Raw genomic sequence first — 13,968 nt, forward strand, 5'->3', positions numbered from 1 at the left:
AACCGGAAATGTCCGACGTATTGGAACGCGTAAAACGCATCGTAATTGATCGTTTAGGCGCTGATGAAGCTGAAGTAACGTTAGAAGCATCATTCAAAGATGATTTGGGTGCTGACTCTCTAGACGTTGTTGAATTGGTTATGGAACTCGAAGATGAGTTTGATATGGAGATCTCTGATGAAGATGCAGAGAAAATTACGACCGTAGGTGAAGTTGTAAACTACATACAATCACATACCTAAGTCACCCTGGAAGTCCCGCGCTTGCGCCTATCGCATAGGCGGGACTTCTTCTCCTAATTGCACCATAAGGCTTAAGGCCAACAAGAAGCCCATTTTATAGGTGTTTGTTATCTGACACATGTATAAAATGGGTTTCATTACATTAAAATCTGTTAACTAGCGTAACGCTCGGCGTTATGCAGTCGATATAGAGGTGAATTTGATTTGAGTCGTAGAGTTGTAGTGACAGGTATGGGTGTCATGACCCCAATCGGGAAAAATCTAGATGAATTATGGAACAGCTTGATGGAAGGCAAATCTGGAGTTTCCCTGGTGGAAGCTTTTGACGTAACCGACTATAACACCAAGATTGCTGCATCCATTAAAGATTTTAATCCTGAAGATTATATGGAGCGGAAAGATGCTCGTAAAATGGACCGTTTTGTCCAGTTCGCAGTTGCTGCTGGCTCGATGGCTTTGAATGATAGCGGACTTCAAATTGGTGAGAATATTGATGCTGAGGATATTGGAGTTTCTGTAGGCTCCGGTATTGGCGGTCTTGGAACTTGGGAAGATCAGCATAACATTCTTCTTGAAAAAGGACCCAAACGAGTGAGTCCTTTCTTCATTCCGATGATGATCGCAAATATGGCTTCTGGACAATTGTCTATCTCACTTGGTGCAAAAGGTCCGAATACAACACAAGTAACGGCATGTGCAACAGGAAGTCATTCCATTGGCGATTCTATGCGCATGATTCAGCGTGGTGACGCAGAAGCAATGATCTGCGGCGGAGCGGAAGCAACCATTCGTCCAACAGGGATGGCAGGGTTTAACTCGATGCGTGCGATGTCTACACGCAATGATGAGCCGGAAAAAGCAAGCCGTCCATTTGATATCGACCGTGATGGTTTTGTAATGGGTGAAGGAGCCGGAATTCTCATTTTGGAATCACTGGATCATGCTCTTGCTCGCGGTGCTCGCATTTATGGTGAAGTGGTAGGATACGGTTTGTCAGCTGACGCAAAACATATGACAGATCCAGATCCAGACGGCGGTGCACGCAGCATGAAGATGGCGATGAAGGATGCCGGAATTCAGCCTAATCAAATCGATTACATTAATGCACACGGAACATCAACACCGGTTGGTGATAAATCCGAGACAAAGGGAATCAAGATGGCACTCGGCGATCATGCCTATAAAGTCGCAGTGAGTTCTACAAAATCAATGACAGGTCATATGCTTGGTGCTGCTGGTGGTGTAGAAGCGATCATTTGTGCACTAGCCCTGAAGAACCAAACGATTCCTCCAACGATTAACTTGGACAACCCAGATCCGGAATGTGATCTTGATTATGTACCAAATCATCCGCGTGAAGCGAAACTTAATTATGTGCTTTCCAATTCCTTTGGATTTGGCGGTCACAACGCAACTGTAATTCTCAAAAAATATGAATCATAAGGGGTCAGTTCGATTGAATGCAGATCTGAAACAATTAGAGCGCAAACTTCAAATCGAGTTTAACAACCGTCCGTTGTTAAAACAGGCCTTTACCCATGCTTCGTATGTGAATGAACATAGATTCAGTCACAGTCAGGATAATGAAAGACTTGAATTCCTGGGAGATGCTGTACTGGAACTCACGGTATCGGAGTTTTTGTATAATGAACATCCGAACCGTCCAGAAGGCGAATTGACAAAGATGAGGGCAGCTCTTGTACGAGAGCCCTCACTCGTCAAATTTGCTGAAGCATTGGATTTTGGCAAGTACGTTTTTTTGGGTAAAGGAGAAGAACTTACAGGGGGAAGAACCCGTCCTGCACTTTTAGCCGATGTTTTTGAATCGTTTATTGGTGCCCTGTATCTTGATCAGGGTTTAGATACGGTCAAGAAGTTTTTAGATAAACATATATTTGCCGGTCTTGTGATTGAAGGAGAACTCGCTCTTACCGATTTCAAGACAGAACTTCAAGAACTTACGCAACATCATAATATGGGTGTACTTGAGTATCGGATTGTGGAAGAGAGAGGACCTGCTCATGAGCGGGAGTTTGTCTCAGAGGTATATATGGGTAGCCAGAGACTCGGCCGAGGTACGGGTCGATCGAAAAAGGAAGCAGAGCAAAAAGCAGCTCAGCTTGCTTTGAACACATTGAAACTTCCTTAAAGATGGTTTGCTTATACGTGAACCTGAATTTTGACAAACGAAGAGCAAAGAGCAGCCCGCTTAAGTATGAAGTATCTTGCTGAACATGGGGGATGGACTGCTTTTTGCTCTTCTTTTTGTTGAATGAAGTTTAGATCAGCTTCCCTAGGGATGAACGCAGCTAGATCTGTGTTCTTCCTTAGGGAAGGCATGGACTTCATAGGATGTTTCACCTAAAATAAAGAACGGATGTACATACCCGTTTATGGACCGTGGTAAGGCATGGAGGTGTCAAGATAGATGTATTTAAAACGTATAGAGCTGTCCGGCTTTAAATCGTTTGCTGATCGTACGGAGATGGAGTTTGTTCAGGGTATAACCTCAGTAGTTGGCCCCAACGGGAGTGGGAAAAGTAATATTTCCGACGGCATTCGCTGGGTACTGGGTGAACAGAGCGCTAAGTCACTCCGCGGGGGCAAGATGGAAGATATTATTTTTGCCGGAAGTGATACGCGAAAAGCAGTTAATTTTGCTGAAGTTTCTTTAACATTGGATAACCAAGATCAGGCACTCGCACTTGATTTTGGTGAAGTTACGGTAACTCGCCGCGTTCATCGAAGTGGGGATAGTGAGTATTTTATAAACAAACAACCATGCAGATTGAAAGATATTACAGAGCTGTTCATGGATACAGGGATCGGAAAAGAAGCCTATTCCATTATCGGCCAGGGCCGTATAGAAGAAATTCTGAGTACACGTTCTGAAGACCGTCGTGGGATTTTTGAAGAGGCTTCTGGTATTGTGAAATACAAGTCTCGTAAAAAAGATGCAGTCCGCAAGCTGGATGATACGGAGCAGAATTTACTGCGTATTCACGATCTTGTGACAGAACTTGAAGATCAGATTGGTCCCCTCAGGGAACAGTCCCAAAAAGCGCTTCATTATAAAGAATTGAAAAATGAACTTAAGGAAAAAGAACTTTCCTTATACGTATATCAAATTGAGCAAATTCATTCCTCGTGGAGTGAGGCTAATGAACGTCTAGTTTCACTTAAAGAAAAACAGCGCGAATTATCGGCGATCGTATCGAATCACGATGCAATTCTTGAACAGGATCGTACAGAGCTTCGTGAAGTCGAAGCGGCTGTGGAACGTCTTCAAGGAGAACTGCTGCACTATAGTGAAGCAACAGAGAAAAGTGAAGGATATCGTGAGCTTCTAAAAGAGAGATTAAAGAACCTGTTAACTAACAAAGAACAGTTGCTAAACTCTCTGAGTGGAAGTGAAGAGCGTTATGTGGAACGAGAACAGGAGCTCGACAACTTCAGAGCCAAACTTTCGCTGCTTGAGCAAGAACTTGCTGAACTGCGGGAGACTTTATCTGCGGAGGAAGCGAAGCTTGTTGGTGTAACGGGCGGAATCAGCCAGGAACAAGAAGAAAGCCTAAAAGGTAATCTTCTCGAGCTGATGAATCAGATGGCGCAGGCGCGTAACGAGATTCGTTATGCGGATCAGCAAAAAGAAGCGATTGAGCGTCGTTTAAACCGTGCTGATGAAGAATCGGATAAGTGGGAAGAAAAAAGAGATGAACTGCAAAAACGGAAGAGCCTGCTTGAGCAGAACATCCAAAAGTTACAGAAGGAAATCACCTCATTACGTACAGGATATATTTCAGAGAGTGAACGATATCATTCTCTTCAAAAACAGTATTCTGAAAGTCAGTCGACCATAAGGAAATGGGAACAGAAACGAGAAGCCCAAGTTTCAAGACGCGATACAATGAAGGAAATGCAGGATGATTTTGATGGCTTTATGACCGGTGTCAAAGAGGTGCTTAAAGCTTCTCGTAAAAACGTCTTGCAAGGGGTTCACGGTGCGGTCGCAGAACTCATCAAAGTACCTGAAAAAATCGAACTGGCAGTTGAAACGGCGATGGGAGCTTCACTACAGCATGTGGTTATGGAAAATGAAGCTGTGTCACGCCAAGCGATTTCTTTCCTAAAACAGCGTCAGCTTGGTAGAGCTACCTTCTTGCCGCTGGATGTGATTCGTCCGAGAACGATTGGCGCGGCTGATCGTGCAGTCGCCCAGGCATTAGATGGGTTTGTCGGGATCGGTGCGAGTCTAGTTGAATATCATTCCAAGTATGAAGCCATTGTAGGCAGTTTACTCGGTAATGTCATCATTGCAGAACGTCTGGAGGATGCGAACCGTATTGCGGCGAAATGCCAGTATCGTTACCGTGTTGTTACTTTAGATGGCGATGTGGTTAATGCGGGAGGTTCGATGACGGGAGGAAGTCAGCACCGTAAAAATAGCAGCCTGCTGTCTCGTAAACGCCAGCTCGATCAGCTGGATCTAGATATTCAGGAAACGGAAAATCAAATCAGCAAACTTCTGCGTGATCAGGAAGAGATCAAAGTACAAACGGATCAATGTCAGATTAGCCTGGACACCCTCCGTCAAAACGGAGATGACAAACGGTCTGAGGAACAACAAGCATCTCTGGAGTTAAAGCAGCTCGAGCATGAACTGGGTCATGTTCTTACTCAGGTCGAAGCTGCGGGCCAAGAGAAAACAGGATTTGCAGATGAAATAAAAGAACTGGAACAGACACGTGCTAAAGCAGCTGAGAACTTATCCAAGCTGGAGGATGAGGAGAAAGCAACGCATCAGGCGATCCATGCAGCTGAATTCGCTCGTAAGGCGAATGAGTCTGCCAAGGAAGAGCTTCAAAACTCGCTTACTATTTTAAAAGTGAAGGAAGGTAAGCTGGATCAGGAAAGGTTCTCCCTTGAAGAGCAGGTACGCCGGCTTGAACGTGAGTATCAAAATGTGGATAAAGAACGATATCGCAATCGTACGCTTCTTGCTTCGGTTGAAGCTGACCTCAAAACGAATGAAGAGGAAAGTATTAAGCAGACAGAAGCACTCAATCAGTACAAACTGAAAAAAGAGGAAGCTTCAAGAGAGCTTGATTTGAAACGTACTTCTCGCAGTCAGCTCATTAAAAAGCTTGAACAGGAAGAGAATGAGACAAGGGAACAGCGCCTCAGTCTCAAGACTTGCGAAGACGAGCTGAGAACAACCGAAATTAGCGTGAATCGTTTGGATGTTGAGCTGGATAATATTTTGAAAAAGCTGAATGATGAGTACGAGCTAACGTACGAGCTGGCTAAACAGAACTATGATATTCCTGAAGATATCGAGGGAAGCAAGGCTGATGTACAGCAGCTGAAACGAAATATCCAAGCGCTTGGTGAGGTGAATCTTGGTGCAATTGAGGAATATGAACGTGTGAATGAGCGTTATACCTTCCTTAGTGAACAGAAAGAGGATCTAACGCAGGCGAAGACGACACTCTATCAAGTCATCAAAGAGATGGATGATGAGATGTCGAAACGATTTAAAACGACGTTTGATGCGATTAAACGGGAATTTGGTACGGTATTCTCCAAGCTGTTTGGCGGGGGACGTGCAGATCTCGTCTTGATTGATCCGGATAAACTACTGACTACAGGGATCGACATTGTTGCTCAGCCTCCGGGTAAAAAACTTCAAAATCTTCAGCTTCTATCTGGAGGGGAGCGCGCACTGACCGCGATGGCTTTATTGTTTGCCATTTTGCATGTGCGGCCCGTTCCTTTCTGTGTACTAGATGAAGTAGAAGCTGCACTTGACGAAGCGAACGTGGTTCGTTTTGCCCAGTATTTACGCGAATTCTCTGAACAGACACAGTTTATCGTTGTAACTCACCGTAAAGGTACGATGGAAGAAGCCGATGTTCTGTACGGGGTAACGATGGAAGAAGGCGGAGTGTCCAAGCTTGTCTCTGTCAAACTAGAAGATGAAGAAGCGGTTATCGCATAACTACAGCACGTATTTTTGAGGTGGAGGGAACGTATGAGTTTCTTTAAAAAATTAAAAGAGAGTATTTCAACCAAAACAGAAACGGTCACAAATAAATTTAAAGACGGCCTGGAGAAAACACGGAAAGGCTTTGTTGAAAAGGTATCAGACCTTGTGATCCGTCGCAAAAAAATCGATGAGGAATTCTATGAAGAATTAGAAGAAATTCTAATCGGTGCGGATGTAGGAGTTAACACCGTGATGGACCTGATCGATGATCTGAGAGTAGAAGTGAAGAAACGCAAAATCGAAGATGCTGCGGAACTTCAGCCTGTACTTTCCGAGAAACTGACAGCTCTGCTTCGGTCCGAACAAGACAATGCGCTGAACATGAACAAAGATGGGATTACCGTTATTCTCTTCGTAGGGGTTAATGGTGTTGGTAAAACAACGACGATTGGTAAACTTGCACACCGCTTCAAACAGGAAGGTAAAAAAGTAATGCTTGCTGCGGGGGATACATTCAGAGCAGGTGCGATTGAACAACTGGAAGTTTGGGGAGAACGTGCCGGAGTAGAGGTTGTCAAACAACAAGCCGGATCAGACCCTGCTGCAGTTATGTACGACGCAGTGAAAGCAGCAAAACAGCGGAATGTGGATGTACTCTTGTGCGATACTGCGGGACGCCTACAGAATAAATCCAACCTGATGGAAGAACTCAACAAAATCTTCCGTGTGATTCAGCGCGAGATCCCAGGGGCTCCGCATGAAGTACTTATGGTGCTTGATGCGACAACTGGGCAAAATGCCCTTAGTCAGGCTAAATTGTTTGGTGAGAAGAGCGGGGTAACTGGACTTGTTCTAACGAAGCTGGATGGTACAGCAAAAGGCGGTATCGTCATTGCCATTCGTCAGGAGATGGACATCCCTGTGAAATTAGTCGGTCTTGGAGAGAAAGCGGATGATCTGCAGCCATTTGATTCTGATCAGTTTGTTCACGCTCTATTTGCGGGACTCATTCAAGAAGAAACCGAAAAAGATAAAGAAGAGTAGAATCTGTATAAGGCAGAATTTTATTCTTGCATACAAAAAGAGATCGGACCCCAATGAAGGGGCCGATCTGGAGACTGCAAGCAAACTAGCTTAAACTAGTTTGCTTGCAGTCTTTTTTATTTTATTAAGCTAGGCAGCAAGAATACGGATGAGTTCCACAGATGAAAGGGGTACAAACGCAAGATCTCCCGGAGGTCCATAAATAATAGGAGGAACGCGGAGGATCAGCGTCGTTTCATCGACAGATACCAAGATACCATCTAAATAATCATTCGATGTTAGGATTTCAACTTCACTCCCTAAGAAGCCGCGAACCATATCTCTGAAATTCATCAATCATTCTCCTTTACGATTTCAATTTTTAGCTTGCTTCTTTTTATTTCATTCGATGCTCATGCTTATTGGGCTACCGATATATTGTTATAAGGAATAATAACGATATCCCCCGTGTTTTCACGGATTTCGACGGCATCGACTCCCGCGGCAAGAACGGTACCGATAACCGTAATGCTTGTCGTACTAATACTGATATTGTGACCTGTCTGGGATTCGAAAAAGGTTTGCAATTCTGGATTTACGGTAAGCCCGGAGCGAACCTCAGATTCCAGTTGAGATAACCTGTCCTGCAGTAAATCGGCTTTAGTTGTTAGTTCCTCTACTCGTTTTTTGAGTCGCTGAATCTGTGCCGCAAGCCGGCGGCGATGACTAAATAGAAACCACATGGGTTTAGCCTCCTTGATTTCATTATTAAATTTTTATGGTTTGTTCAAGGTCTTGAACAAGCTGCTTCAGTTCTGCTGTGCTCTCTTGTTCTGCCCTGCGTATAAGCGGTAAATTGGCCTGTACTTCAGCCGGACCATCTGTAAGAAAACGCTCGATCAAAGGATCTAGCGAAGTAAACGGCACAGAATAGTCACAATAGTAATGTTCCAGATGAAAACGGCTCAGCAAATGTTTGACCTTGCCCATTTTGCTCATAGAAAGAACAGGTACACCTGCCCGCAGGGCAACTAATGCGGGGTGAAGTTTATAACTTATTAAATAATCCATAGACTGGATGATGTTGTAGGTGAGGTCGATTTCCAGCAGAAGAGAGATGGTTTGGATGGATGCCTGAGGATCCGTTTCTTTGATCGTTTGTTCAAGTCTTTTACAAGTGCTGTAATCAGAAAAACGGTTATTTGGATGGTTGACTACAGGGATAAGAACAACATGATAATTTTGGCGACTTAGTCTAAGAAGCAGGCGGGTCATTTCTTCGAAAGGGAATGCAGGGTAAGAGAAGAGGCAAACCCCGATCGTTTTTTTAGATGAAAAACGCTGTATTGGAAACGGATGCTCCTGGTAAGCAAATACGATATCCTGAGCTACCTCAGGATGATCATGAAATCCCCCAATTCCGGCAAGCTCTGCTGACGTTTTGTCTCGAAAAACCGCTCTTTTTGCATGTTGAATATATTCACGGTGTCTATCGATCTCTTCCTGAGGCCATGTTTCCGGCGGATACGTATCGACAATGCCCACTCCGTATAACCACATCGGATGTTGCTGCAACACTTTAGGAAAATAATAATTACTGAATTTATAAGGTGTAATGAGGTCTCCACCGCCAATGATGACAGCATCCACCTCACGAGGGTCGATATAACCGTTCCAAGGAAATAGATGATGTCTGTAAAAGGCTTGTTGTAACGTTCTTAAAAACAGATCATCTCCGAAATTACCCATACCGTAGTAACCGCTCGCTGCGATTCTCATGAGGATTCACCTCCTTTTTCATGAAGAAACCGGTTTTGCTTCCATGCTTTATAGTGGTGTAGATGCTGCTGACTGACGCTTCTTGTATGAACAACTCTGTGGTAGACAATCTCTTCTGTTTTAGCAATTTCATATTTAGTAAGCAGCTTCCTACAGACTTCTATATCTTCAAAAACTCTGCCATAGGGGCCCTCGTATTCCGTCCATCCCCTTACGGATCTCAGGTGTTCAGTACGATAGATTCTAGGTACGGGTGGGTAGGCATGGGTATCTGTCTCGAGTGTCCCTTCAAAGGTAGATTGACCGCGCAAGCTAATATGACCATCCCTGCTTCTTCTCCATACAAGGCTTGTTCCCGTACCAAGGGCAGCGCAGGGATTCTGTTCCATCAGACGGATGAGCGAATGAAGAGCGCCTGGAGGGAGCCAGTCGTCTGCATCTAGTTCTAGAACATACGTACCAGCAGCTTCATGGAGCAAGTCATTGAGTACAAAGGCTTTTCCTCGATTTGCAGCATAGCGAAGTATCCGGATCCGAGGATCATGATCCATTGCAGATGCTTTCTCAGCGGTTTTGTCTGTGGAACCGTCGTCTCCGATCAGTAATTCGAAGTTAGGATAACTCTGCGCTAAGACGGAGCGAATGGACCAGCCAATGGTAGATTCCATATTGTGTACACTAAGCAGAATACTCACAAGTGGAAAAGAGGATTCTAAACGGCTCTTATGAACATGAAGCTGTTGAACAGAGAATGGGACAGTCCGCTGTATAACCGGAAGTATGGAGTCGTGAGAGGGGTCTATTTTGAGTGCAGGGGTCAGAGGCGTGTCAGTGAACGTATGATTTTGATTTTGCAGATATAGGTATTTGCATGCGGACCTTGCTTGACATAACTGTTGCAGTTCCCAGGCTAACCAGTGGGCAGAAGGCAGGGGGGCGAGTGTTAGATTAGAGGCCGGAATAAACAGGCTTCTCCGAAAGAAGAAATAATTAGGTCTGCCAGGCACAGCATAAACGACGCACTGAACCTTGCTGGGCAGGTGAATAAGTATATGGCATAGCTTAATCTCTTGAGTGGTAGAGAGGTGGGCTCCTTGATTAGACCATAACAGCCATTCTGCACAGGGATGCTGTTCAAGTTCTTTACTGAGCTCCAGGAATAACTTGTCAGCACGGTATTCGGACTGTGACATGAGTGTAAAGTAATGAAGTCTCGCCATATTGTAGAAAAAGCTAGATCTTGCACGCTTACTCATAGATTCCTTTGGCAGCGAGGGTTTGACGGATGACAAAATCAGCTGCTTCCCCTCTTTGGGTCCAGCGGTTTTCTCTGGCGTATGCAATTCGGGCCAATCTTGCAGAAGGGTCTTCTGGTTCATTCAGCATCTTTCCTAATTTAGTGATGAAATCTTCATGTGTGGTCGCGGCCTTGACATGTGGTTCCATGTGAATACATTCCGGCAGTGCGGTGGACAACACTTTTACGCCAGTTGCCATATATTCGTAAGCTTTCACAGGATTCGTTGCCAGAGTGATGGGATGATATAGGAAAGGGATAACAGCAACGTCGATATGCTGTAAATACCACTTTAATTCATGATGGGGTTTTTCACCTAAAATGTGTACGTTGGGGAGAGACTTATATCCTGGTATATCTCCATAAGGAGCACCAATGGATACAAACTGTACACTCGGATACCTTTCTGCGGACTTAGCAAAAAGTTCATGATCCACCCAATAAGCCCATGCTCCAATATAAGCTACAACAGGCCCGCTCGGAAGATCATGTGGTCTAGGGACGGAGTCTGCATCAAACATGCTTGAATCAGCACCATTCGGGATAAGGGTAATTGGCTTTTCCGGGTATGCCAGTGACAAGCGCGTTCGGATGGTCTCCGCGGTGGCCACTAAATGATCTGATGATTCTACCATGCGATGCTCGTACCTCGCCCAGTGTGGAAATTCATCACAGCAATCATAAATAACCGCATCCGGATCATATAAAGCAAGCAGTCTCGTTCTTTGTTTGGCCCAGGTGGTCCATACGACAACAGGATGATCTTTTCGTAGCTTGGCTAAGTGTCTTTTTACAAAAGCATGATGATCCGTAAACAGATGAACTCCGGGTTCGATCTCGGCGAGCCTACTTGTCATCGGGGCCAAGTTTTCAAAAAACACATGATGTCCTCTTGCTCCAAGTTCTGTCATCAGCTGTTGAGGACGCTGTTTCATGAAAGTCCAGTTCATCGTTTTGGGATAAATGATAATCGCCATGTAATCGTAATACCTCCTTTTGCAAACTCTATATCATCTTATTCGCTGATAGATTAGTAGAAACGGCAGATGACCTATTACAATGTGCGGATAATTTAATATAGAAAATAATATATTAGAGGTCTGTCCGTTTCACTAAATTGTCGACTTACATATAGAAGAAATGAAGAACACTTTTTCTCCCTTTGCAAAGGGTATAGCAGATCGTTATTTTATAGGGGGGATTTGATTACATGGAACAGAATTCAGTGCGGGTTCTCATTATTTTTGGAACTAGACCTGAGGCGATTAAGATGGCACCACTCATTAAAACCTTACAAAGAACACCAGGGATTGATCCGGTGGTTTGTGTTACCGGGCAACACCAGGAAATGCTGGGTCAAGTAATGAATGATTTTGATATCAAGCCAGACATTGAACTAAGCGTGATGAGAAATGCTCAAACGCTGCCCTCGCTCACTGCGCATTTAGTACAAGTCCTAGAACCGGTTATGCAGGAAGCTTATGATTTGGTGCTTGTTCACGGCGATACATCGACCGCTTTTGCAGCAGCTCTAACTGCTTATTACGCAAAAATACCGATTGGTCATGTGGAAGCAGGGCTGCGTACGTATGACAAATATGCGCCCTATCCTGAAGAGATGAACCGGGAATGGATTGGAAGGATGGCAGATATTCATTTTGCCCCGACTCCTTTGTCTGCACGGCAGCTTGCCCGCGAGAATCGAAAACAGCATGTCTATGTAACAGGTAATACTTCTATTGATGCGCTGAGATGGACACTTAAAAAAAATTACCATCACCCGCTTTTGGATCAAATTCAGCCGGGAAGTCGAATGATATTCATGACAATGCACAGACGCGAGAACTGGGGCTTACCGATGGAACAAGTATTTAGTGCACTTAGGGAAATGGTAAGCAGTGATAAAACAATCGAGCTTGTATTTCCAGTCCATCCGAACCCGCTTGTTAAGAATCTGGCTTATGATCTGTTAGGGGGGAAGGAGAGAATCCATCTCACGAGCCCTTTGGATGTAATAGATATGCATAATCTGATGAGTCGTTCTTATCTAATACTTACAGATTCAGGAGGGATTCAGGAAGAAGCTCCAACTTTAGGAAAGCCAGTTTTAGTGCTGCGGGAGAAAACGGAAAGACCAGAGGGAGTCAAAGCAGGGACGCTGCGGTGTATTGGAACGGATTATGAAGGAGTAAAGAAAGAGACTCAGATTTTGCTCAGTAATGAAAAGAAATATAAGAAAATGGCATCTGCGAGAAACCCATATGGCGATGGTTATGCATCAGACCGAATAGCGGAGATTATTTTAAAGTATTTCAAGAAACAATAAATGGGAAAGATGAACGGCGAGGGAAATCGTAGTATACTATATGGATAGGTAACACGGTTTTGGAAAGGAATGATGGAATGGCTAACACTTACACTTATACCCGCCGGGAAGAGGTAGTAAATGCCGTAACACACGGAATTGGGGCTGTACTCAGTGTGGCAGCACTCGTGCTGCTTATTGTGGCAGCAAGCATAAACGGAACAGCATGGCATGTTGTCAGTTTTACGATTTATGGGATTTCGATGTTGCTTTTGTATTTTAATTCAACAATGGTACATGCATTAAAAGAGGGAAAAGCCAAAGATCTGTTTGAGATTTTTGACCATTCTTCTATTTATTTGTTTATTGCCGGGACATATACTCCGTTTTTGCTGGTTGCGATACGCGGTACGCTGGGATGGACGCTCTTTGGGATTATCTGGGGAGTTGCTCTTTTCGGTGTCGCATTTAAAGCATTTTTCACAAAGAAATTTCTCTTTATGTCCACCTTATTTTACCTCGCGATGGGGTGGCTGATTGTACTTGCCTGGGGGCCGCTTGTAGCAACGGTACCTTATAGCGGAATTGTTTTACTGGTTGCAGGCGGGCTTATGTACACGCTCGGAACACTATTTTATGTATGGAGAGGATTCCCTTTTCATCATGCGATTTGGCATTTGTTTGTTCTTGCAGGAAGTGTTCTTCATTTCTTCGCTATTTTCATCTATCTGACACCGCTTAGATAATCAGCTCTGAAATTACGAATAAAAGCATGATTTTCCGTAGATGAACAGTTGAAAATGAGGATTATGTACAGACGATTTGCATGAAATATGAATTATTAGAAGATGACAAGGATTTTTGCTTGACATCTTCTTTTCTTTTATGTAAGATAAAGAACGTTAATGAGTGTAAAGTGTTTTTCCTTGACGAAGGGAGTGTCCCGTATGAGTCAGGAGAATCGGCTCGAGAAGACGAACCGAATCAACTTGCTGTTTGCTTTTTATGAAACGTTGCTTACCGAGAAACAACAAACTTTTCTCAAATATTATTTTCACGATGATTTCTCATTAGGAGAGATTGCTGGGGAATTTGAGATTAGCAGGCAAGCAGTATATGAGCATATTAAACGTGCAGAGCAAGTACTGGAAACGTATGAGAACAAGCTTGGCTTACTTGATAAGCACGAACGGCGTCTATCTGATTTGGTAGAGCTGAGAGGACTTATTGCTTCAAGTGATCTTGACAGTGAGCAAAAGGAACGAATGAATACAATTGTGAACCACCTAGAGGTTCTGGAATAGGGAAGTTTCCCATAAGAAATGGACTTGAAGGA

The 13,968-nt window shown here is 44.1% G+C and carries 13 protein-coding genes; 8 read left to right on the plus strand and 5 right to left on the minus strand.

From position 1 onward, the window contains the following. Positions 1 to 8: 8 nt before the first annotated feature. From acpP to ftsY, 5 genes are all read left to right on the plus strand, one after another. On the plus strand, positions 9 to 242 hold the full coding sequence (gene acpP / locus PV403_RS04215; protein WP_160036471.1) for an acyl carrier protein: 234 nt from the start codon (positions 9 to 11) through the stop codon (positions 240 to 242). A gap of 204 nt (positions 243 to 446) precedes the next feature. Beyond that, a complete protein-coding gene (gene fabF, locus PV403_RS04220) occupies positions 447 to 1,685 on the plus strand; it encodes a beta-ketoacyl-ACP synthase II (RefSeq protein ID WP_332083687.1) in 1,239 nt (412 codons plus the stop codon). Between the two features lie 13 nt (positions 1,686 to 1,698). After that, positions 1,699 to 2,391, plus strand: a complete 693-nt coding sequence (gene rnc, locus PV403_RS04225; RefSeq protein WP_249717184.1) for a ribonuclease III — start codon at positions 1,699 to 1,701, stop codon at positions 2,389 to 2,391. A gap of 279 nt (positions 2,392 to 2,670) precedes the next feature. Then, positions 2,671 to 6,240, plus strand: coding sequence for a chromosome segregation protein SMC (smc, locus tag PV403_RS04230; RefSeq protein WP_332083688.1), 3,570 nt, complete (start codon positions 2,671 to 2,673; stop codon positions 6,238 to 6,240). Positions 6,241 to 6,273: 33 nt separating this feature from the next. After that, positions 6,274 to 7,272 (plus strand): signal recognition particle-docking protein FtsY, encoded by a 999-nt coding sequence (ftsY, locus tag PV403_RS04235; RefSeq protein WP_213532524.1) that lies wholly within the window; start codon positions 6,274 to 6,276, stop codon positions 7,270 to 7,272. Between the two features lie 129 nt (positions 7,273 to 7,401). On the opposite strand, the gene PV403_RS04240 is transcribed toward ftsY, so the two are convergent. From PV403_RS04240 to PV403_RS04260, 5 genes are all read right to left on the minus strand, one after another. Further along, complete coding sequence (locus tag PV403_RS04240; RefSeq protein ID WP_160036466.1) at positions 7,402 to 7,605, minus strand: hypothetical protein; 204 nt, start codon at positions 7,603 to 7,605, stop codon at positions 7,402 to 7,404. Between the two features lie 65 nt (positions 7,606 to 7,670). Further along, a complete protein-coding gene (locus tag PV403_RS04245; protein WP_332083689.1) occupies positions 7,671 to 7,994 on the minus strand; it encodes a bZIP transcription factor in 324 nt (107 codons plus the stop codon). 25 nt (positions 7,995 to 8,019) lie between these two features. Continuing rightward, positions 8,020 to 9,030, minus strand: a complete 1,011-nt coding sequence (locus PV403_RS04250) for a polysaccharide pyruvyl transferase family protein (RefSeq protein WP_332083690.1) — start codon at positions 9,028 to 9,030, stop codon at positions 8,020 to 8,022. Continuing rightward, positions 9,027 to 10,286: a glycosyltransferase family 2 protein gene (locus PV403_RS04255; protein ID WP_332083800.1), complete on the minus strand. Its 1,260-nt coding sequence runs from the start codon at positions 10,284 to 10,286 to the stop codon at positions 9,027 to 9,029. Before PV403_RS04255 ends, PV403_RS04250 begins: the two co-directional genes overlap by 4 nt. Further along, the gene (locus tag PV403_RS04260) at positions 10,279 to 11,304 is read right to left on the minus strand and encodes a glycosyltransferase (protein ID WP_332083691.1); all 1,026 of its coding nucleotides are present in this window, start codon (positions 11,302 to 11,304) and stop codon (positions 10,279 to 10,281) included. The genes PV403_RS04255 and PV403_RS04260 overlap by 8 nt, the downstream gene beginning before the upstream one ends. 233 nt (positions 11,305 to 11,537) lie before the next feature. Between PV403_RS04260 and wecB the strand changes: the two genes are divergently transcribed. From wecB to PV403_RS04275, 3 genes are all read left to right on the plus strand, one after another. Beyond that, complete coding sequence (gene wecB, locus PV403_RS04265) at positions 11,538 to 12,653, plus strand: non-hydrolyzing UDP-N-acetylglucosamine 2-epimerase (protein WP_213532528.1); 1,116 nt, start codon at positions 11,538 to 11,540, stop codon at positions 12,651 to 12,653. 77 nt (positions 12,654 to 12,730) lie between these two features. Further along, positions 12,731 to 13,378, plus strand: a complete 648-nt coding sequence (gene trhA / locus PV403_RS04270) for a PAQR family membrane homeostasis protein TrhA (protein WP_213532529.1) — start codon at positions 12,731 to 12,733, stop codon at positions 13,376 to 13,378. Between the two features lie 201 nt (positions 13,379 to 13,579). Beyond that, positions 13,580 to 13,936, plus strand: a complete 357-nt coding sequence (locus tag PV403_RS04275) for a putative DNA-binding protein (RefSeq protein ID WP_213532530.1) — start codon at positions 13,580 to 13,582, stop codon at positions 13,934 to 13,936. The last annotated feature ends 32 nt before the right edge of the window (positions 13,937 to 13,968 follow it).

It is taken from the genome of Paenibacillus sp. GYB006, assembly GCF_036577645.1.
Taxonomy (GTDB): Bacteria; Bacillota; Bacilli; order Paenibacillales; family Paenibacillaceae; genus Paenibacillus.

What these genes read in the sequence shown, in the direction of transcription:
- trhA (WP_213532529.1), top strand. Translation starts at nt 12,731, where the DNA reads ATGGCTAACACTTACACTTATACCCGCCGGGAAGAGGTAGTAAATGCC.
- acpP (WP_160036471.1), top strand. Translation starts at nt 9, where the DNA reads ATGTCCGACGTATTGGAACGCGTAAAACGCATCGTAATTGATCGTTTA.
- PV403_RS04260 (WP_332083691.1), bottom strand. Translation starts at nt 11,304, where the DNA reads ATGGCGATTATCATTTATCCCAAAACGATGAACTGGACTTTCATGAAA.
- PV403_RS04245 (WP_332083689.1), bottom strand. Translation starts at nt 7,994, where the DNA reads ATGTGGTTTCTATTTAGTCATCGCCGCCGGCTTGCGGCACAGATTCAG.
- smc (WP_332083688.1), top strand. Translation starts at nt 2,671, where the DNA reads ATGTATTTAAAACGTATAGAGCTGTCCGGCTTTAAATCGTTTGCTGAT.
- wecB (WP_213532528.1), top strand. Translation starts at nt 11,538, where the DNA reads ATGGAACAGAATTCAGTGCGGGTTCTCATTATTTTTGGAACTAGACCT.
- ftsY (WP_213532524.1), top strand. Translation starts at nt 6,274, where the DNA reads ATGAGTTTCTTTAAAAAATTAAAAGAGAGTATTTCAACCAAAACAGAA.
- PV403_RS04240 (WP_160036466.1), bottom strand. Translation starts at nt 7,605, where the DNA reads ATGAATTTCAGAGATATGGTTCGCGGCTTCTTAGGGAGTGAAGTTGAA.
- PV403_RS04250 (WP_332083690.1), bottom strand. Translation starts at nt 9,030, where the DNA reads ATGAGAATCGCAGCGAGCGGTTACTACGGTATGGGTAATTTCGGAGAT.
- PV403_RS04255 (WP_332083800.1), bottom strand. Translation starts at nt 10,286, where the DNA reads ATGAGTAAGCGTGCAAGATCTAGCTTTTTCTACAATATGGCGAGACTT.
- PV403_RS04275 (WP_213532530.1), top strand. Translation starts at nt 13,580, where the DNA reads ATGAGTCAGGAGAATCGGCTCGAGAAGACGAACCGAATCAACTTGCTG.